The sequence below is a fragment of the Geodermatophilus amargosae genome, from assembly GCF_041028265.1.
Taxonomy (GTDB): domain Bacteria; phylum Actinomycetota; class Actinomycetes; order Mycobacteriales; family Geodermatophilaceae; genus Geodermatophilus; species Geodermatophilus amargosae_A.
In genome coordinates this window covers 40,693-59,321 of record NZ_JABGCW010000019.1, presented here as the reverse complement: position 1 = coordinate 59,321, position 18,629 = coordinate 40,693, and the positions used below count along the sequence as shown (strand labels likewise).

Sequence of the window (18,629 nt, the reverse complement as noted above, 5' to 3'; positions counted from 1 at the left end):
TGACCCGGGGTGCGGTACTGGGGGAGGATCATGGTGGGACCCGAGCCGAGGAGCGCCGCCGTGACACCTGCACTGATCGCGCTGATCGTCGTCGCGCTGCTGGTGGTGGTCGTCGTCGCGAGGAGCGTGACGATCGTGCCGCAGGCGCAGGCCAAGGTGGTGGAGCGGCTCGGTCGTTACAGCCGCACACTCTCCCCGGGACTGTCGCTGCTGGTGCCCTTCGTCGACCGGGTGCGGGCGACGGTCGACCTCCGCGAGCAGGTCATCTCGTTCCCGCCGCAGCCGGTGATCACCGCCGACAACCTGCAGGTCGGCATCGACACCGTCGTCTACTTCCAGGTCACCGACCCGCGGCTGGCGGTGTACGGCATCGCGAACTACATCACCGGCATGGAGCAGCTGACCACGACGACGCTGCGCAACGTCGTCGGCGGGCTCAACCTCGAGCAGTCGCTGACCGGCCGGGACGGCATCAACAGCCAGCTGCGCGAGGTCCTCGACGGCACCACCGGGCCGTGGGGCCTGCGGGTGGCGCGGGTGGAGATCAAGGCGATCGAGCCGCCGCCGTCGATCCGCGACTCGATGGAGAAGCAGCTGCGCGCCGACCGCGACAAGCGGGCGATCATCCTCACCGCCGAGGGCCAGCGGCAGGCCGCGATCACCTCGGCCGAGGGGCAGAAGGCCTCGGCGATCCTGTCGGCGGAGGGCCAGAAGCAGGCGGTCATCCTCCAGGCGGAGGCCGAGCGGCAGAGCCGCATCCTGCGGGCCGAGGGCGAGCGCGCGGCGCTGTTCCTGCAGGCGCAGGGGCAGGCCAAGTCGATCGAGACCGTCTTCCAGGCCATCCACGACGGCCGGCCCGACCAGGGGCTGCTGGCCTACCAGTACCTGCAGACGCTGCCGAAGATCGCGCAGGGCGACGCGAACAAGATGTGGATCGTCCCGAGCGAGTTCAGCAAGGCGCTCGAGGGGCTGGGCCGCCTCGGCGGGGCCGACGGCGAGCGGTCCTTCCTCGACGTCCCCACCCCGGCCGACGGGACCGCGCCGGCGCGGCCGATCGACACCAGCGACTGGTTCCAGTCGCAGCTGCCGCCGGCGGCCGCGCAGCCCGAGGCGAAGATCGAGCTGCGCAGCATCGCCGACGACGAGCCGGCGCTGCCGGTCGCCCCGCCCCTGTCCCAGGTGGCCGCCGAGCTGCAGCAGCAGAACGGGCTGACGCCCCCGGCCTGAGCCGCCTCAGTCCTTGAGGAGGCCCTCGCGGAGCTTGGCCAGCGTCTGGCTCAGCAGCCGGGACACGTGCATCTGGGAGATGCCGATGTCGGCGGCGATCTGCGACTGGGTCATGTTCCCGAAGAACCGCAGGATGAGGATGCGGCGCTCGCGGGCCGGGATGGTGGCCAGCAGCGGCTGCAGCGACTCGCGGTACTCCACGCCCTCCAGCGCCGCGTCCTCCTCGCCGAGGGTGGCCGCCAGCGTGGGGGAGTCGTCCTCGCCGGAGAGCCGCTCGTCCAGGGAGCTGCTGCGGTAGGCGTTGGCCACCGCCAGGCCCTCGAGGACCTCCTCGCGCGGGATGCCCAGGTGCTCGGCCAGCTCCGACGGCGTGGGTGCGCGGCCGTTCTTCTGGGCCAGCTCACCGACCGCGGAGTTCAGCGACAGGTGGAGCTCCTGCAGCCGCCGCGGCACCCGCACCGACCAGCCCTGGTCGCGGAAGTGCCGCTTGATCTCGCCGGTGATCGTGGGGACGGCGAAGGAGAGGAACTCGACGCCGCGGTTGGGGTCGAACCGGTCGATCGCGGCGATCAGCCCCAGCGTGCCGACCTGCAGCAGGTCGTCGAAGGGCTCGCCGCGGTTGCTGAACCGGCGGGCGAAGTGGCGGACGAGGGGCAGGTGCTCCTCGACGAGGATCTCGCGCAGCCGCTCGCGCCGCGGGTCGGTCTTCTCCAGGGTCGCGAGCTCGGCGAACAGCGGAGCCGTCCGCTCGGCGCGCCGCCGGTTGTCCGAGACCGGCGGGCTGTCGGCAGCGGGGGCGGGGACCTCCTCGGCCCCGGGCTCCACGGCGTCGGGCTCCAGGACCTCGGGCTCCACGGCGTCGGGCTCCACGGCGTCGGGCTCCACGGCGTCGGGCTCCACGGCGTCGGGCTCCGTGTCCTCCGACCCGGTGTCCTCCGACCCGGTGTCCTCCGACCCGGTGTCCTCCGACCCGGTGTCCTCCGACCCGGTGTCCCCCGACCCGGTGTCCTCGGCGTCGGCGTCGGCCGCCTCGTCGGCGCCCGGCTCGGCCGGGTCGGGAGCGGGCTGCGACGGATCGTCGTGCAGGGCGTCCTCCTCGACGGCCCGGGAGTCGGCTGCTGCCGGTGTCACTGGGCCACCGAGAGGTCGCTGCCCGCCGAACCGACGAGCTGCTCCGGCCGCTGGCCGGGCAGGTACTTGTCCATCGAGATGACGGCGACCGCGCTGCCGCTGCCGTCACCGGCGGGGACGTCGCCCTGGGTGGCGGGCCGGCCGTCGACGTTGTCGGCGAGGGTCGCCAGCACCGCCCAGCCGAAGCCGTCGCGGGGGACCTCGGTGCCGTCGGCGGTGGGCACCCACGCGTCGATGTGCAGCCCGGTCCGGGTGGTCTCGAAGACGACCGTCAGCGGCGCGTCGCCGAGGGCGATCGCGGCGAGCGTCGCGCAGGCCTCGTCGACGGCCAGGCGCAGGTCCTCGACCGAGTCGAGGTCGTAGTCCATGCGGATGGCCAGGTCCCCGGCCATGGCCCGCACCGCGGGGAGCTGGGTCGGCGTGGTGGGTACGCGCAGTTCCAGTCGTTCGGCGCGCCGCCCGTCCTGGGCGAGTGCACCCCTCGTGTCCGCCATCCGTCGTCCGCTCCTCATCCGTCCGGCCGCGGCGTGGTCCCCTCCGGGGACCGGACCGCAGCGCCCGGCGACCCATCCTGCCCGGCGTCCACCCCGCGCCGCGCGCGGGGGCGGGCAACGGGGTGGGCGAGGGGGAGGGGTCGCGTACCAGCCCCCTCCGCTACCCGCCCGGGCCGGCTCATCAAACACCAGGTCACGGTGCCGTTCCCGCGGTTGCCGGGCCCTGGGCCCTGTGGTCTGTTGGTCCCGGATGAACGCCAGCCAGGGCAGCCTGCCGACGGGGCCCGGCCACGTCGAGGACGAGGGCCAGGCCGCGCTGCTCGCCGCCCTCGAGCACGCGCCGTCCGCCCTGTGGTTCGTCGCCGGTGCCGACCCCCGCACCCTCTGGGCCAACGCCCGCGCCCGCGCGCTCGGCCCCACCCCGGACGACCTGCCCGTCGTCGGCGGCCGGTCGGTCGCCGACGTCGTCGCCGCGGTGCTGCGCACGGGCCGGCCGGAGGTCCTCTCCGGCGTCGTGACGGGGGACGGCCCGCCGGTCACCGTGACCGTGCGCCCGCTGGCCGCCGGCGGCGCACCGGGCGCCGTGCTGGTGCTCGAGAGCGGCGCGGACGAGGTCGCCGCGAGGGGTCCCGACGGCGCCGGCGACGTCGTGGGGGAGGCGCAGCACTCGCTGCTGCCGCCGTCCCTGCCGCTGCTCCCCGACGTGCGGCTCTCCGGCAGCTACCACCCGGCCAGCTCCGGCCGTGCCGCCGGCGGTGACTGGTACGACGCCGTCCCGCTGGGACACGGCCGGCTGGCGCTGGTCATCGCCGACGCCGTCGGCCACGGCGTGCCGGCCGCCGGGGCGATGAGCCGGCTGCGCGGGGCGATGCGCTCGAGCGCGCTGCGCGATCCCGCGCCCGCCGCGGTGATGGCCGCCCTGGACGACTTCGCCGTCCAGATGGAGGACGTGCAGGGCGCCTCGGTGCTCTACGTGGTCCTCGACGCGGCCACCGGCGGCCTGACGTACGCCGCGGCCGGGCACCCGCCGCCGCTGCTGGTGGAGGCCGACGGCGGGACGGCCTACCTCCCGGTCACCGCGCGGCCGCCGCTCGGGACGGTGCGCGGCGCGGCGACGCCGGTGGCCACCGCCCAGCTCGAGCCGGGCGCCACCCTCGTCCTGTACTCCGACGGCGCGGTCGCCGCCTCCGGCCCGCCGCCGTCCGCGGGCCTGAGCCGGCTCACCGCCGTCGCCCGCGAGGCCCTGGCCGACCCCGAGGGGCTCGACGGCGAGGCCGAGGCCGGCCTGGCCGCCGTGATCGCCGACGGCCTGCTCACCGGCGGCGGCCGCCCCGACGACGTCGCCGTCCTCGTCGCACACCGCCGCCCGCGGTCGGTGGAGCCGCTGCGGCTGGACCTGCTCGCGGTGCCGGCGTCACTGCCGGCGGTGCGCCGCAGGCTCAGCGCCTGGCTCATCGCCCTGGGGATGGGCGAGCAGGACCGCGTGGGCGTGATGGTCGCGGTGGGGGAGGCCTGCGCGAACGCCGCGGAGCACGCCTACCGCGACACCGAGCCCGGGCCGATGCGGGTGACCGCCGCGGTCGACGTCGACGGCGTCCTGACCGTCACCGTGCACGACGAGGGCACCTGGCGCCCGCCGGGCCGCGACCCGGGCGACCGCGGCCGCGGGCTGCTGATCATGCGCCAGCTCGTCGACGGGATGGTCGTGCGCGGCGAGCACGGCACCACGGTCACCCTGCGCACGCGGCTGCGGCAGACCCCCGACGCGGAGCCCGAGCTCCCGGTGGGCGGGAGCGGCGCGAGCGTCGTCGTGGACCGCGCCGGCGGCAGCCCGGTGGTGCGCGCCGGCGGGGACGTCGACATGGTCGGCGCCGAGCAGCTGCGGATCCGGCTGCTCGAGGCCAGCCACGGCGGCACCGTCCGCGTGGAGCTCGACCTCACGGCGGTCACGCTGTTCAGCAGCGCCGCGGTCCGGGTCGTGCTGGCCGTCGCCGCGATCGCCGAGGCCGAGGGGTGGCGGCTGGTGGTGCACGCGCCCGCCGGCGGCGTCACCCGGCACATCCTCGAGGTCAGCGGCCTGCAGCGGCTGGTCGAGCTGCGCTGACCCGGGCACGCCGAGGGGTGAGGCACCCGGCCGGGCCGTTTACCGGACCCGTCCGGTGCCCATCCACGACAGCGTGAGACTCCGGCGCAGCAACGTGCACGGGCCCGGCTGGACCCGGCGCCGGGTCGGCCGCGGCTTCTCCTACCGCGACGAGACCGGTCAGCTGATCAGGGACCCCGAGCGGATCGACCGGATCCGGTCGATCGCCATCCCGCCGGCCTGGAAGGACGTCTGGATCTGCCCGTGGCCCAACGGCCACATCCAGGCCACCGGCCTCGACGCCGCCGGCCGCCGCCAGTACCGCTACCACGACGCCTGGCGCGCCCGCCGTGACGCCGAGAAGCACGAGCGGGTGCTCGCCATCGCCTCCGAGCTGCCCGACGTCCGCGACCGGGTGGCCGCGGCGCTGCGCACCCGCGGGCCCAACCGCGAGCGGGTGCTCGCCTGCGCCCTGCGGCTGCTGGACCTGGGCACCTTCCGGATCGGTAGCGAGGAGTACGCCGAGGAGAACGGCACCTACGGCCTGGCCACCCTGCGCCGGGAGCACGTCACGGTGCGCGGCGAGCGGACGTTCTTCCGGTACACCGCCAAGGGCGGCATCGAGCGCGAGGTGGAGATCACCGACCGGCCGACGGCGACCGTCGTCCGGCAGCTGCTCGAGCGGCCCGACGACGCCGGTGACGAGCTGCTGGCCTACCGGCTCGAGGACGGCAGCTGGCACGACGTGACCAGCGACGAGATCAACGCCTACCTCAAGGAGGTCAGCGGCGCGGAGATCACCGCCAAGGACTTCCGGACGTGGAACGCCACCGTGATGATGGCCGCCGCCCTCGCCGAGCAGCCGCCGCCGCGGAGCCGGACGGCGCGGGACAAGACGATCCGGGCGGCCTACGTGCGGGTGTCCGAGCAGCTCGGCAACACCCCGGCGGTCTGCAAGGCCAGCTACGTGGACCCGCGGGTGGTCGACCGCTACGAGCACGGCGAGACCGTGGCCGACGCGCTCGGCCAGGCGGCCGGCGCCGAGGACGACCGCGAGGCGCAGAAGGTGCTCGAGCAGGCCGTCTGCCGCCTGCTCTCCGCCTAGCCGGCCCGCCCGCAGGGGCCCCGAACGCGACGAGGCCCCGCCGGAGCGGGGCCTCGTCTCGGTGGTGCGGGGGTCAGCGCGCGCTGCTGTCCACGATGGTGAACAGGTCGATCAGGCCGGTGACCTCCAGCGGGCGGGTGACCGCCCGGGTGGTGGCGACCAGGCGCAGGTCGACGTCGCGGGACTTCGCCGACTTCTGGGTCTCGACCAGCACCGCGAGGCCGGCGGAGCCCAGGAACTGGACGCCGGACAGGTCGATGACCAGCTCGCGGGGCTGCTGCTCGAGCTGGGTGTCCAGCGAGGAGCGCAGCACCGGGGCGGTGAAGGTGTCGACCTCGCCGACGACCGTCACCGTGACCACGCCGTCCTCGCCGGTGGAGGTCGAGAGCGTGATCACGTCGTCGAAGGGTGCCTCCGTGCCCTCGGTGGACACGTCGTGCTGCCCCCCGGCGGGCAGGTCGGATGCGGTCACGGACGCAGCTCCTCTCAGTGGCCACGAGTGGTGCGGCCACCGGTCAATCTACCGCCGTGCGCGCCGAGGGTGTCTTGGCCCCCGGATGGGCCGGCTCTGCTGGGAGCACGCCGGAGGCGGTCGGCCGCCCGGCGCGCGCGGCTGCCTGCTCAACCGCATTTACAACGTAGACAACCCGGTCGCCGGACGCCAACCAGCCCGGGCGGCACCCACGGGAGGGGCCACCCGGGCGGGGGAGGTCAGGAGCAGTCGAGCTCGGGAACGGGGGAGCGGCCCGGTGGGGGTCAGGTCCCCTCGACGACGTGCATCGCGCTCTCCTCGGGCCCCTCGCCGGCGACCGGGGCGTCGGCGAACGCCTCGACGTCGTCGCCGGTGCGGTTGGTGCCCGAGTCGCTGAGCAGGTCGGTGTCCTGGTCCTGGTCGAGCTGGGCGAAGGCACGCGACGGGTCCTCGGCCGGGCGCACGCCGGGGTCGTCGTCGGGGATCTCCTCCTCCAGGCGTTGCGTCAGCGACTCACCCTCCTGCTGCTCGCGCGCCGTCGTCCCGAAGTCGACGGGCCGGTGGTCCTCGCGGTCGCCCGGCTCGGGGGCGAACTGGGGGTCCTCGGAGCGCTGCATGGTGGGGAAGTCGTCCTGCGAGGTGTCCGGCACGCCGTTGTCCTCGGGGAACACGTCGCGGGCGGTCTGCCCCTGCGAGCCCGGTGCCCCGCCCTCGCGCACGCCGGTCAGGCCGCGCTCGTCGTCGGGGAACTCGCTGTCGTTCTGCGCGGAGTGGATCGCCCCGCTGTCGTTCGGGCCCGGCTCGGTCATGGGGTTCCTCTCTCTCGGGCCGCCGGACGGGTGCACCCGGCGGCGGACTGCTCCACCGCCTACCCGCCTCCCCGCGTCCCATGCGGGAGGCGGGTGTGCCCGACGGCGCGCCGGTCGCGGCATGGCCGCGCGGCCCGGCGGGTAGCCCAACCCCCATGGCGATCCAGGACGAGGTGGCGCGCATCGGGGAACCGGTCCGCCGCTGGGCGAACGAGCAGGCGCGCGGGTACGACGGCGGGCAGGGCCGGCCGCTCGGCGGGTTCCTGGGCGCCATGGGCGTCTACAGCGCCGCGGTGACCGCCGCCGCGACGGTGGTGCGCGCGTCGGGCCGCGAGCTGCCCGCACGCATCCCGCTCGGCGACGCCGTGCTGCTCACCGTCGGCACCTTCCGGCTGGCCCGGCGGATCGCCAAGGACCCCGTGACCAGCCCGCTGCGCGCTCCCTTCGCCCGCTTCCAGGGCGCCTCGGGCGAGGCCGAGCTGGCCGAGGACCTGCGCGTCGAGCACGGCTGGAAGCACGCCGTCGGGGAGCTGGTCACCTGCCCGTTCTGCCTGGCGCAGTGGGTGGGCACGGCGTTCGTCTTCTCCTACGTCGCCGCGCCGCGGGCCACCCGGCTGGCCGCGCTGACGATGACGATGGTGGCCGGCTCCGACGTGCTGCAGTTCGCCTACGACGCGCTGCAGACCAGCGTCACCGGCGGCGGCGAGGAACCCGGCGGAGAGGACGACGACCAGGCCGGGCGGCACGCCGAGCAGGACTGACACGAGACGCCCGCTTCCCCCGGGCGGAGGAGACCGGCGGCATCCGTGCTGCTGAGGGGGCCGACCCGCACCTATCCTGCGGGCCGGCCGCCCCGCGGTCGAGGAGCCCGGGGAAGGGGAGTGGACATGCGCTCGATCTGGCGCGGCGCGGTCTCGTTCGGCCTGGTCAGCATCGGTGTGAAGCTCTACACCGCGACCGAGGACAAGGACGTCCGCTTCCACCAGGTGCACGCCCTCGACGGCGGGCGGGTGAAGTACAAGCGGGTCTGCTCGATCGACGGCGAGGAGATCGAGTACGGCGACATCGCCAAGGGCTACGAGCTGCCCGACGGCCAGCTGGTGATCCTCACCGACGACGACCTCGCCGAGCTGCCGCTGGCCAGCCGGCGGGAGATCGAGGTCCTGCAGTTCGTCGACCAGGCCGAGATCGACCCGATCCAGTTCGAGAAGACCTACTACCTCGAGCCCGACGGCCCGGCCACGCGCCCGTACGTGCTGCTGCGCGACGCCCTGGAGAACACCGGCCGGGTCGCGATCACCAAGATCGCGCTGCGGCAGCGGGAGTCCCTGGCCGCGATGCGCGTCCGCGACGGCGTCCTGGTGCTGCACACCATGCGCTGGCCCGACGAGATCCGCCGTCCCGACTTCGGCTTCCTCGACGAGGACGTCTCGGTCCGGCCGCAGGAGCTGCAGATGGCCGAGGCGCTGATCACCTCGATGGTCGCCGACTTCGACCCGTCGGAGTTCACCGACGACTACCGCGAGGCGATGACCTCGCTGCTCGAGGCCAAGCAGACCGGCGGCGAGGTGCAGCCGGTGCCGGAGACCGCCGACCCGGGCGCGTCCGTGGTCGACCTGATGAGCGCGCTGCGGCGCAGCGTCGAGCGGGCCCGTGGCGGTGCCGCGGACGACGGCGCGCAGGACGAGGCAGCGGACGCCGCGGACGAGGCGCCCGCGCGCCGCGCGCCGGCGAGGAAGGCCGCTCCGGCCAAGAAGGCCGCCGCCAAGAAGCCGGCGGAGGACGCCGCCGCCGAGGAGGCGCCGGCCCGCACCACCCGGGCGCGCAAGGTGACGGCGGCGAAGAAGGAGCCGGCCGCGAAGGAGCCGGCCAAGCGCACCTCCCGCCGCAGCGCCTGACCGGTGCGGCCCGCCTCGCTCCCCGAGCCGCCGGTGCCGGCGCCGATGCTCGCCGTCGCCGGCGAGCTGCCGCCGGCCGCCGACGACGCCGCGTGGGCCTACGAGTTCAAGTGGGACGGGATCCGGGCGCTCGCCGCGGTGCGGGACGGCCGACTCGGGCTCTGGGCGCGCAGCGGCACCGACCTCACCGACCGTTATCCCGAACTCAGTCACGTACCGGAGGTCCTGCGGCGCGCCGACGTCGTCCTCGACGGCGAGGTGGTCGCCCTCGACCGGCTCGGCCGTCCGGACTTCGGGCTGCTGCAGAACCGCATGCACCGCACCGGCGGCGCCGACGTCGCCCGGCTCGCGGCCGCCGCGCCGGTCACCTACCTCGTGTTCGACCTGCTGGTCGACGGCGACCGCGGCCTGCTCGACCTGCCCTACGAGGAGCGGCGCGAGCGGCTCGACGCGCTCGGTCCGGAGGGGCACCGCTGGGTAGCCACCCCGTGGTTCCGCGGCGGCGGCCCCGGCGTCCACGCCGCCAGCCGGGACAACGGGCTCGAGGGCGTGGTCGCCAAGCGGCTGGACTCGGCGTACCGGCCCGGCGTGCGCTCGCCGGAGTGGCGCAAGGTCAAGCACCTGCGGATGCAGAGCGTCGTCGTCGGGGGGTGGCGGCCGGGCAGGGGGCGGCGGGCCGGGGGAGTGGGGTCGCTGCTGGTCGGCGTCCACGACGACGACGGGCGGCTGGTCTACGCCGGGCACGTGGGCACCGGGTTCACCGACGCCGCGCTGCGCGAGCTCGGCGACCTGCTCACGCCCCGCCGCGGGACGCCGTTCGCCGGCGACCTCCCGCGCGACGTCGCCCGGGACGCGCGGTGGGCCGAGCCGGACCTCGTCGGGGAGGTCGCCTTCGCCGCGTGGACCGCGGAGGGGCGGATGCGCCACCCTGCGTGGCGGGGGCTGCGCGAGGACGTCGACGTCGACGACGTCGTCGTGGAGTGGTCCCCGTGAGGGGGGTGGGATGAGCCGCCAGCGCGTGCGCGTCGAGGGCCGGCAGCTGTCGGTGTCCAACCTCGAGAAGGTGCTCTTCCCCGAGGTCTCGTTCACCAAGGCCGCGGTCATCGACTACTACGTGCGGATCGCCCCGGTGCTCCTGCAGCACCTCTCCGGCCGGCCGGTCACCTTCACCCGCTGGCCCGACGGCGTCGAGGGGCAGGCGTTCTACGAGAAGAACAGCGCCCGGCACGCGCCGGACTGGGTGCGGAAGGTGACCGTGCCGAGCCCCGGCAGCTCCAGGGACCGCGAGGTGCTGGAGATGGTCATCCTGGAGACCGTCGCCGACCTCGCGTGGGCGGCCAACCTGGCTGCGCTGGAGCTGCACGTGCCGCAGTGGCAGGTGGGCAGCAAGCTGCAGCCGGCGTTGCCCGACCTGCTCGTCCTCGACCTCGACCCCGGCCCGGACGCCGGCATCCGCGAGTGCTGCGACGTCGCCGAACGGCTGCGCGTGCGGCTGGTCGAGGACGGGCTGGACCCGGTGGTGAAGACGTCGGGCTCCAAGGGCATGCAGGTCTACGCGCCGATCCGGGTCACCGACCGGGAGCACCCCAGCCGTTACGCCAGGGCGCTGGCGCAGGAGCTGTCGGCCGAGACCCCCGACCGCGTCGTCTGGCGGATGGAGAAGGTGCTGCGGCCGGGCAAGGTGCTCATCGACTGGAGCCAGAACAACCCGGCCAAGACGACGGTCGCGCCCTACTCGCTGCGCGCCCGCCCCGACGCCCCGGTGTCCACGCCGATCGGCTGGGACGAGGTGGACGCCGTCCGCGGCGGAGCCGACCCCGGCGAGCTGCGCTTCCGCACCGAGGAGGTGCTGGCCCGGGTGGAGGAGTACGGCGACCTGTTCGACGTCGCCGGCCGCACCCGCGCCCGCCTGCCCTCCCGCTGACCGGCAGCCCCCACCGGCAGCCCCCACCGGCAGGAATGGCCATTCCTGCCACGATCCCTCCCGTGTCCGCCGCCCCGCTCGCGCACGACCCCGCCTCCTCCGACGTCGGACGGCTGGTGGTCCGCTGTCCCGACCGGCCCGGGATCGTCGCGGTGCTGTCCCGGCTGCTGGCCGACGTCGGCGCCAACATCACCGAGTCGCAGCAGCACTCCTCGGACCCGACCGGCGGCGTCTTCACGCTCCGCCTGGAGTTCGTGCTGCCCGGCCTGGCCACCCACCGCCGGCGGCTCGAGGGCGCGCTCGAGCTGCTCGCGGCGCAGTGGGACCTGACCTGGCGGCTCGCCGAGGCCGCGCACCGGCCCCGGCTGGCGGTGTTCGTGTCGACGGCCGACCACGTGCTGCAGGAGCTGCTCTACCGCGTGCGCGCCGGTGACCTGCGCGCCGACATCACCGCCGTCGTCTCCAACCACCCCGACCTCGAGCCGGTGGCGCGGGCGGCCGGGGTGCCGTTCCACCACGTGCCGGTGACGTCGGAGACCAAGGAGGAGGCCGAGGCGCGGGCCCTCGAGCTGGTCGGCGACGCCGACCTGGTGGTGCTCGCCCGCTACATGCAGATCGTGTCGGCCGACTTCTGCAGCCGCTTCCCGGAGCGGCTGATCAACATCCACCACAGCTTCCTGCCGGCCTTCGTCGGCGCCAACCCCTACCGCGCGGCGCACGACCGCGGCGTGAAGCTGATCGGGGCCACGGCGCACTACGTGACCGCCGACCTCGATGCCGGGCCGATCATCGAGCAGGAGGTGGCGCGGGTGGACCACCGCGCCACGGTGGAGGACATGCGCCGCGTCGGCCGCTACGTCGAGCGGCAGGTGCTCGCCCAGGCGGTGACCTGGCACGTCGAGGACCGCGTGGTCGTCGAGGGCGACCGCACCATCGTCTTCGCGTGATCCCGCCCGCTTGATTTGACTCGGTCAAGACAAGCGGGTTGAGTGGGTCTCGATGGAGACGACGTGGGCGCCGCGGCTGCGCGAGGCCGGGCTGCGCGTCACGCGTCCCCGGCTCGCCGTCCTCGACGCCCTCGCCGACCATCCGCACGCCGACGCGGACACGCTGGTCACGGTGGCCCGCCTGGCGCACCCCACGATCTCGCCGCAGGCCGTCTACGGCGTGCTCAAGGCGCTGGTCGCCGTCGGCCTGGCCCGCAGGGTCGAGCCGGCCGGCGCCCCCGCGCTCTACGAGGTCCGCGTGGGGGACAACCACCACCACCTGGTCTGCCGCTCGTGCGGTGCGGTCGCGGACGTCGACTGCACCGTCGGGGCGGCTCCGTGCCTGTCCCCCTCCGACACGGCGGGATTCGTCGTGGACGAGGCGGAGGTCGTCTTCTGGGGCCTGTGCCGCGAGTGCCGGGCACGGACACCGGAGGACACCGCCCAGGTCCTTCAGCACCGCAATCGAGGAGGAGCACACGCATGACCGACGTCGCATCGCAGGGCCCGGCCCCGAGTGAGGCCGACCGCGCCGTCCTGACCAACCGTCAGGGTCACCCGGTCTACGACAACCAGAACCAGCGGACGGTGGGCGCACGCGGCCCGGCGACCCTGGAGAACTACCAGTTCCTCGAGAAGATCAGCCACTTCGACCGGGAGCGGATCCCGGAGCGCGTGGTGCACGCCCGCGGCGCCACCGCCTTCGGCGTCTTCGTGGCCGACGGCACCGTCGGCGACGAGCCGATCGCGGAGTACACCCGCGCCAGGCTGTTCCAGGAGAAGGGCAAGGAGACCGAGGTCGCCGTCCGCTTCTCCACCGTCGCCGGCGGCCGGGACTCCTCCGAGGCGGCGCGCGACCCGCGCGGCTTCGCGGTGAAGTTCTACACCGAGGACGGCAACTGGGACCTCGTCGGCAACAACCTGGGCGTCTTCTTCATCCGCGACGCGATCAAGTTCCCCGACTTCATCCACTCGCAGAAGCCCGACCCGGTCACCTTCGAGCGGCAGGTCGCCAACCGGGTGTTCGACTTCGCGTCCCAGACGCCGGAGTCCATCCACATGTTCACGCTGGTCTTCAGCCCCCGCGGGCTGCCGGCGAACTACCGCACGCAGCAGGGCTTCGGCGTCAACACCTACAAGTGGGTCAACGCCGAGGGCGAGACCAAGCTGGTCAAGTACCACTGGCTGCCCCAGCAGGGCGTCAAGTCGATGACGGCGAAGGACGCCGCGGCGGTGCAGGCCAACGAGCTCGGCGCGCACACCAAGGACCTCTACGACGCCATCGGCCGCGGCGACTTCCCGTCCTGGGACCTGCACGTGCAGCTGATGGACGACCACGAGCACCCCGAGCTGGACTTCGACCCGCTCGACGACACCAAGGTGTGGCCGGAGAACGACTTCCCGCTGCGCAAGGTCGGCACCATGACGCTGAACCGGGCGCCGGAGAACTTCTTCGCGGAGAACGAGCAGATCGCCTTCGGCACCGGCGTGCTGGTCGACGGCCTGGACTTCTCCGACGACAAGATGCTCGTCGGCCGGACGTTCTCCTACTCCGACACCCAGCGCTACCGGGTGGGCCCGAACTACCTGCAGCTGCCGGTCAACCAGGCCAAGAACGCCCGGGTCGCCACCAACCAGCGCGACGGCCAGATGGCCTACGCGGTGGACCTGGGCGCCGGGCAGAACCCGCACGTCAACTACGAGCCGTCGATCCTCGGCGGCCTGCGTGAGGCCCAGTACCCCACGCACGACGACCAGGGCCCGGAGATCACCGGCCGGCTGACCCGCAAGCGGATCCCGCGGACCGACGACTACACGCAGGCCGGCCAGCGCTACCTGCTGTCGGAGCAGTGGGAGAAGGACGACGTGGTCGCCAACTTCGTCGACGCGCTCTCCCAGTGCGACCGCCCGATCCAGGAGCGGATGGTCTGGCACCTGTTCATGGCCGAGGACGAGTTCGGGCAGCGGGTCGGCGAGGGCCTGGGCATCACCGCCGACGACGTCCGGCACCTGCAGCCGCTGCAGACCCAGACGCTCACCGAGGAGGAGCTGCAGCGCGCGGCCAACCTCGGCAAGAACGGCTCGCGGGACGTCACCGGCCTGGTGATGACGCACTGCGTGCCGAACGAGCACGTCGAGGTCACCCTCTGACCGAGGACTGACCCCAGCGCGACGCGGCGGGCCGCGACCGGCATCCCCGGTCGCGGCCCGTCGCCGTCTGCGCGGCCGCTTCCGCTCGGCGGGAGCCGAGTGGGGGAGGGTGCCGGGTCCTCCTACCGTCGGGCGACACGCACCGTGGAGGACCGCGATGAGCAGCATGCCCGTGCGCCACACCCCGTCCGGGACGGCGGCCCGCGCTGCGGGCTGGGTGGCCCCGCTCTGCTGGATCGCCGTGCTGCTCGACGGCTTCGACCTGGTCGTCGTCGGCACCGTGGTGCCCACGCTCACCCAGCCGGAGGAGTTCGGGCTCACCGGCACCGGCTCCACCGCGGTCATCACCATCGGCCTCGTCGGCATGATGATCGGCGCGCTGACCATCGGCACGCTCACCGACGTCGTCGGCCGGCGCAAGGCGCTCATCGGCGCGGTGGTCTCGTTCTCGCTGTTCACCCTGCTGTGCGCGTTCGCGCCGAACGCGCTCGTCTTCGGGGTCCTGCGCTTCCTCGCCGGGGTGGGGCTGGGCGGCTGCCTGCCCACCGCGATCGCGATGGTCAACGAGTTCACCCGGTCCGGGCGCAGCGGCCGGGTCACCACGACGATCATGACCGGCTACCACGTCGGCGCCGTCGCCACCGCGGCCCTGGCGATCCCGGTCATCCCGTCGCTGGGCTGGCGGTGGATGTTCGTCATCGGCGCCGCCCCCGCCCTGGTGCTGGTCCCGCTGATGATCGCCCGGCTGCCGGAGTCGCCGTCCTACCTGCTGGCCGCCGGTCGGCGCGCGGAGGCCGAGGAGGTCGCCCGCCGGCACGGCCTGGAGCTCGAGCCTGCCGCCGGACCGGACGTCCCGGCCGGCGGCGGCGCGGCGGCGACGGTGCGGTCGCTGTTCACCGGCGGTCACGCCCGCAACACCCTGGCCATCGGCGTGACGTCGTTCATGGGCCTGCTGCTCGTCTACGGCCTGAACAACTGGCTGCCGACGATCATGCGCGAGGCCGGGTACGACCTGGGGGACGCGCTGGCGTTCCTGCTGGTCCTCAACGTGGGCGCCATCGTCGGCCTGCTCGTCGCCGGGACGGTCGCCGACCGCATCGGCGCCCGCACCGCCGGCATGATCTGGTTCGCCTCCGGCGCGGTGTTCCTCGCCCTGCTCTCCGTGCGGCTGCCCACCGCCGGCCTCTACCTGATGTGCTTCCTGACCGGCTGCTTCGTCTTCTCCGCGCAGGTGCTCGTCTACGCGTTCACCAGCGCGAACAACCCGCCTACGGTGCGCGCGACGGCGCTGGGCTGGTCGGCGGGGGCCGGGCGGATCGGGGCCATCGTCGGCCCGGTGATCACCGGCGCGCTCGTGACGGCCGGCGTCGCGTTCCCGTGGGGCTTCCACGTGTTCGCCGTCGTCGGTGCGCTCGGCGCGGTCGCGCTCAGCGTCACGCGGGCGGTCCGCACCGCGCGGTGACACGGCGGTCCGTGACACGGGGGTCCGTGACACGGGGGTCCGTGACACGGCGGTCCTGGGGCCCCTCCGGGGCCTCCTCGGGACCCGTCACTCCCGGCGGCGGTCCTGCTCGGCGAGGAACCGCTCGAACTCCGCGCCGAGCTCGTCACCGCTGGGGACCTCGCCGACGTCGCCGAGCAGGTCGCTGCCCTCGCGCGCGGCGGTGAACTGGTCGTACTGCTGCTCCAGCGCGGCGACCACGGCGGTGTTGTCGGCTGAGCGGGCGATCTGCTCGTCGACCTCCGTGCGGTGCTGCTGCGCGGCCTCCCGCAGGGTCTCGGTGGGCAGCAGCAGCCCGGTGAGCCGGCCGAGGTGCTCGAGCAGGGTGAGCGTCGCGGCCGGGTAGGTGGCCTGGCCCAGGTAGTGCGGCACGTGCGCGGCGACGCCGAGGGCGTCCACGCCCGCCTCGCCCAGCCGCAGCTCCAGCAGCGCCGACGCGCTGCCCGGGATGCGCAGGTCACCCCAGTACACGGGGTAGGACTCGATCAGCTGCCGGCGCGTGGCGTGCGCGGTGACGGTGACCGGCCGGGTGTGCGGCACCGGCATCGGGATGGCCTGCAGCGCCACGACCGAGGTCACGCCCAGCTGCTCGACCAGCCCGGCGACGGCGGCGACGAAGCCCTCCCACCGGTAGTCCGGCTCGGGCCCGGTCAGCACCAGGAACGGCTCGCCGGCGTCGTCCTCGACCGCCGACAGCACGATCTCGGGCGCGGCGAAGTCCTCGTAGCGGTCGCCGTTGAACGACATCCGGGGGCGGCGCGCGCGGTAGTCGACCAGCAGGTCGGCGTCGAACCGGGCGATCGTGCGGTGCGGCAGCGCGGCCAGCAGGTGGGCGGTGGCCAGCGCGGCGGAGGAGGCGGCGTCGAAGTCACCCGACAGGGCGTGCACCAGCACCAGACCGCGCCGCTCGGTGCCTCCGGACACCGCCTGCTCGGCGGCGAGTAGGGGATCGGCCTCGGGGGTGAGCTCGACGAGCTCCTCCGGTCGCTGCGCCACGGTGGGCCTCCTGCTGCTCGGACGTCCTCCGGACCAGCGACCGGAGGCCCGCCGGCATTCCCGGCGGGTCAGGCCGGCGTGCCCGGAGCGCGGGTGAGGACGGCGCCGTCGTCGTCCCCGGCGACCTGGGTGTGCGTGCCGTCCCCGGCCACCTCGGGATGCCGGCCGTCGAAGACGTCGCGCCCGTACCGGTAGACCACGGCGATCAGCGCGGCCACGGGGACGCCGAGGAAGGCGCCGACGATGCCGAAGAGGCTGCCGCCCGCGGTGACGGCGAGGATGACGACCGCTGCGTGCAGGTTGAACCCGCGGCCCTGGATGATCGGCTGCAGGACGTTGCCCTCGATCTGCTGCACCAGCAGCACGATGCCGAAGATGATCAGCGCGACGGTGAAGCCCTCGTCGACCAGCGCGATCAGCACGGCGAAGGCGCCCGCGACGAACGCGCCGATGATCGGGATGAACGCGCCGAAGAAGGTCAGCACGGCCAGCGGGATGACCAGCGGCACGTCGAAGATCCACAGCCCGATGCCGATGAACAGGGCGTCGACGAAGCCGACCAGCGCCTGCTGCTTGATGAACTCCGACAGCGTGCTCCACGTCTTCTGCGACAGCGCGACCACGTGCGGCGCGGCCCTCGGGCCGGTCTGCGCGGCCAGCCACGGCACCCAGCGGGGCCCGTCCTTGATGAAGAAGAAGGCCAGGAGCAGCGCCAGCACCAGGTTGAGCAGGCCGTTGCCGACGGCGGTGGCGCCGGTCGCGGCGTAGCCGGCGATGTTGGACGCGTTGGACTGCACCGAGTCGATGGCCTGGTCGACGTACTGGCCGATCTGCTCCTCGTCGAGGTTGACCGGCGGGCCCTGCAGCCACTGCTGGACCTGCTCCAGGCCGTCGGCGGCCTGGTCGGCGAGCTCGGTGACCTGGTCGGCCACCTGGGGTGCGATGGCCGCGATCAGACCGCCGATCAGGCCGAGGAACACCAGCAGCACGACCGCGGCGGCCAGGGCCGGCGGCCAGCCGTGACGGCGCAGGAACCGGGTGGGTGGCCACAGCACGGTGGCGAACAGCAGGCCGAGGATGACCGGTAGCAGGATGACCCACAGCTTCCCGAGCACCCAGCCGATCACGACCAGGGCGGCGCTGATGAGCAGCAGCTGGGCGGAGGCGATGGCCAGGCTGCGGGTGGCCGAGCGGGCCCGCTCGCCGCGCCGCCAGCCCGGGGCGGGGGCGACGGTGGCGTCGTGGTCGGCGGCGCGGGGGTCGCCGGTGCCGCCCTCGCCGGTCAGCGCGGGTGCCGGCGCCTGGCCGGCGTCCGGCGGCGGTCCGCTGCCGGCGGATGCCGCCGAGCGGGGATCGGCCGCGGCGCTGCTGCCGGCCGGGACACGGGGGGCGGCGGGTGCGCCGCCGCCGGCCGGGACGTCGTCCCGGCGTCCGGGCAGGCGGAACCTCATGCCGACATCGCACCACGGATCACGGCACTCCACCGTCCGGAGGAGAGAACGTCCGGGTCAGACGCGCGCCGGCGGGGTAGGGCGCGGGAGCCGGGGACCCCGCCCCGGCCCGACCAGGAGGTCCCGACATGCCCGAGGTCCCGCAGCCGGTCACCGACAACAGCGTCAAGGTGCGTCAGCTGTCGCACTACCAGTTCAGCTGGGTCGCCGGTGAGCCCGGCAAGCCCGGCACGTACACCCTGCAGCTCGTGCTCGACCAGGGTGCCTGGGAGGAGGTCCTCACCCTCGACCCGGACGACGCCGACAACCTGCAGGACCTGCTCACCAACACCGAGGTGGTGCACTACGACGTCGAGCGACGTGTGCTCATGTTCGGCGTCATGAAGACCGGCTCCTGACCG

At 74.2% G+C, this 18,629-nt stretch carries 18 protein-coding genes; 12 read left to right on the top strand and 6 right to left on the bottom strand.

Annotated features, from left to right (window positions below; genetic code table 11):
- Positions 1–60 precede the first annotated feature (60 nt).
- On the top strand, positions 61–1,227 hold the full coding sequence (locus HLV61_RS20780) for an SPFH domain-containing protein (RefSeq protein ID WP_369258900.1): 1,167 nt from the start codon (positions 61–63) through the stop codon (positions 1,225–1,227).
- A 6-nt stretch (positions 1,228–1,233) separates the two neighbouring features.
- Here the strand turns inward: HLV61_RS20780 and HLV61_RS20775 are convergent, their stop codons facing one another.
- The gene (locus HLV61_RS20775; RefSeq protein ID WP_369258898.1) at positions 1,234–2,358 is read right to left on the bottom strand and encodes a SigB/SigF/SigG family RNA polymerase sigma factor; all 1,125 of its coding nucleotides are present in this window, start codon (positions 2,356–2,358) and stop codon (positions 1,234–1,236) included.
- Positions 2,355–2,852 (bottom strand): ATP-binding protein, encoded by a 498-nt coding sequence (locus tag HLV61_RS20770; RefSeq protein ID WP_369258896.1) that lies wholly within the window; start codon positions 2,850–2,852, stop codon positions 2,355–2,357. Before HLV61_RS20770 ends, HLV61_RS20775 begins: the two co-directional genes overlap by 4 nt.
- Positions 2,853–3,102: 250 nt before the next feature.
- On the opposite strand from HLV61_RS20770, the gene HLV61_RS20765 reads away from it, so the two are divergent.
- Positions 3,103–4,956 (top strand): SpoIIE family protein phosphatase, encoded by a 1,854-nt coding sequence (locus HLV61_RS20765; protein WP_369258894.1) that lies wholly within the window; start codon positions 3,103–3,105, stop codon positions 4,954–4,956.
- Positions 4,957–5,029: 73 nt separating this feature from the next.
- Entirely contained in the window at positions 5,030–6,040 is a 1,011-nt protein-coding gene (locus HLV61_RS20760; protein WP_369258892.1) for a DNA topoisomerase IB, read from the top strand.
- A 73-nt stretch (positions 6,041–6,113) separates the two neighbouring features.
- Here the strand turns inward: HLV61_RS20760 and HLV61_RS20755 are convergent, their stop codons facing one another.
- Together HLV61_RS20755 and HLV61_RS20750 are read right to left on the bottom strand one after the other, a co-directional pair.
- Positions 6,114–6,512, bottom strand: coding sequence for an STAS domain-containing protein (locus HLV61_RS20755; protein WP_369258890.1), 399 nt, complete (start codon positions 6,510–6,512; stop codon positions 6,114–6,116).
- A gap of 284 nt (positions 6,513–6,796) precedes the next feature.
- Complete coding sequence (locus HLV61_RS20750; protein WP_369258888.1) at positions 6,797–7,321, bottom strand: hypothetical protein; 525 nt, start codon at positions 7,319–7,321, stop codon at positions 6,797–6,799.
- 155 nt (positions 7,322–7,476) lie between these two features.
- On the opposite strand from HLV61_RS20750, the gene HLV61_RS20745 reads away from it, so the two are divergent.
- The 8 genes from HLV61_RS20745 (at position 7,477) to HLV61_RS20710 (ending at position 15,742) form a co-directional block, all read left to right on the top strand.
- Positions 7,477–8,082, top strand: coding sequence for a DUF1360 domain-containing protein (locus HLV61_RS20745; RefSeq protein WP_369258886.1), 606 nt, complete (start codon positions 7,477–7,479; stop codon positions 8,080–8,082).
- Positions 8,083–8,208: 126 nt separating this feature from the next.
- Positions 8,209–9,219 carry a non-homologous end joining protein Ku gene (gene ku, locus HLV61_RS20740; protein ID WP_369258884.1) on the top strand — a complete coding sequence of 337 codons (1,011 nt, stop codon included), beginning with the start codon at positions 8,209–8,211 and terminating at the stop codon, positions 9,217–9,219.
- A 3-nt stretch (positions 9,220–9,222) separates the two neighbouring features.
- The gene (ligD, locus tag HLV61_RS20735) at positions 9,223–10,212 is read left to right on the top strand and encodes a non-homologous end-joining DNA ligase (RefSeq protein WP_369258882.1); all 990 of its coding nucleotides are present in this window, start codon (positions 9,223–9,225) and stop codon (positions 10,210–10,212) included.
- Between the two features lie 10 nt (positions 10,213–10,222).
- Positions 10,223–11,143, top strand: coding sequence for a non-homologous end-joining DNA ligase (gene ligD, locus HLV61_RS20730; protein WP_369258880.1), 921 nt, complete (start codon positions 10,223–10,225; stop codon positions 11,141–11,143).
- Between the two features lie 62 nt (positions 11,144–11,205).
- Positions 11,206–12,090, top strand: a complete 885-nt coding sequence (gene purU, locus HLV61_RS20725) for a formyltetrahydrofolate deformylase (protein WP_369258878.1) — start codon at positions 11,206–11,208, stop codon at positions 12,088–12,090.
- A 52-nt stretch (positions 12,091–12,142) separates the two neighbouring features.
- The gene (locus tag HLV61_RS20720) at positions 12,143–12,616 is read left to right on the top strand and encodes a Fur family transcriptional regulator (protein ID WP_369258876.1); all 474 of its coding nucleotides are present in this window, start codon (positions 12,143–12,145) and stop codon (positions 12,614–12,616) included.
- Positions 12,613–14,280 carry a catalase gene (locus HLV61_RS20715; protein ID WP_369258874.1) on the top strand — a complete coding sequence of 556 codons (1,668 nt, stop codon included), beginning with the start codon at positions 12,613–12,615 and terminating at the stop codon, positions 14,278–14,280. The genes HLV61_RS20720 and HLV61_RS20715 overlap by 4 nt, the downstream gene beginning before the upstream one ends.
- A gap of 157 nt (positions 14,281–14,437) precedes the next feature.
- The gene (locus HLV61_RS20710) at positions 14,438–15,742 is read left to right on the top strand and encodes an MFS transporter (protein ID WP_369258872.1); all 1,305 of its coding nucleotides are present in this window, start codon (positions 14,438–14,440) and stop codon (positions 15,740–15,742) included.
- 87 nt (positions 15,743–15,829) lie between these two features.
- On the opposite strand, the gene HLV61_RS20705 is transcribed toward HLV61_RS20710, so the two are convergent.
- Positions 15,830–16,777, bottom strand: a complete 948-nt coding sequence (locus tag HLV61_RS20705) for a proteasome assembly chaperone family protein (protein ID WP_369258870.1) — start codon at positions 16,775–16,777, stop codon at positions 15,830–15,832.
- 68 nt (positions 16,778–16,845) lie between these two features.
- Positions 16,846–18,228: an AI-2E family transporter gene (locus tag HLV61_RS20700; protein ID WP_369258868.1), complete on the bottom strand. Its 1,383-nt coding sequence runs from the start codon at positions 18,226–18,228 to the stop codon at positions 16,846–16,848.
- A gap of 128 nt (positions 18,229–18,356) precedes the next feature.
- Here HLV61_RS20700 and HLV61_RS20695 point away from each other — a divergent pair, with 128 nt between their 5' ends.
- Complete coding sequence (locus HLV61_RS20695; protein WP_369258866.1) at positions 18,357–18,626, top strand: hypothetical protein; 270 nt, start codon at positions 18,357–18,359, stop codon at positions 18,624–18,626.
- Positions 18,627–18,629: the final 3 nt, after the last annotated feature.

Excerpts from the sequence above, each read along its gene's own strand:
- HLV61_RS20770 (WP_369258896.1), bottom strand. The coding sequence starts at position 2,852 with ATGGCGGACACGAGGGGTGCACTCGCCCAGGACGGGCGGCGCGCCGAA.
- HLV61_RS20765 (WP_369258894.1), top strand. The coding sequence starts at position 3,103 with ATGAACGCCAGCCAGGGCAGCCTGCCGACGGGGCCCGGCCACGTCGAG.
- HLV61_RS20750 (WP_369258888.1), bottom strand. The coding sequence starts at position 7,321 with ATGACCGAGCCGGGCCCGAACGACAGCGGGGCGATCCACTCCGCGCAG.
- HLV61_RS20745 (WP_369258886.1), top strand. The coding sequence starts at position 7,477 with ATGGCGATCCAGGACGAGGTGGCGCGCATCGGGGAACCGGTCCGCCGC.
- ku (WP_369258884.1), top strand. The coding sequence starts at position 8,209 with ATGCGCTCGATCTGGCGCGGCGCGGTCTCGTTCGGCCTGGTCAGCATC.
- ligD (WP_369258880.1), top strand. The coding sequence starts at position 10,223 with ATGAGCCGCCAGCGCGTGCGCGTCGAGGGCCGGCAGCTGTCGGTGTCC.
- HLV61_RS20720 (WP_369258876.1), top strand. The coding sequence starts at position 12,143 with ATGGAGACGACGTGGGCGCCGCGGCTGCGCGAGGCCGGGCTGCGCGTC.
- HLV61_RS20715 (WP_369258874.1), top strand. The coding sequence starts at position 12,613 with ATGACCGACGTCGCATCGCAGGGCCCGGCCCCGAGTGAGGCCGACCGC.
- HLV61_RS20710 (WP_369258872.1), top strand. The coding sequence starts at position 14,438 with ATGAGCAGCATGCCCGTGCGCCACACCCCGTCCGGGACGGCGGCCCGC.
- HLV61_RS20700 (WP_369258868.1), bottom strand. The coding sequence starts at position 18,228 with ATGAGGTTCCGCCTGCCCGGACGCCGGGACGACGTCCCGGCCGGCGGC.
- HLV61_RS20695 (WP_369258866.1), top strand. The coding sequence starts at position 18,357 with ATGCCCGAGGTCCCGCAGCCGGTCACCGACAACAGCGTCAAGGTGCGT.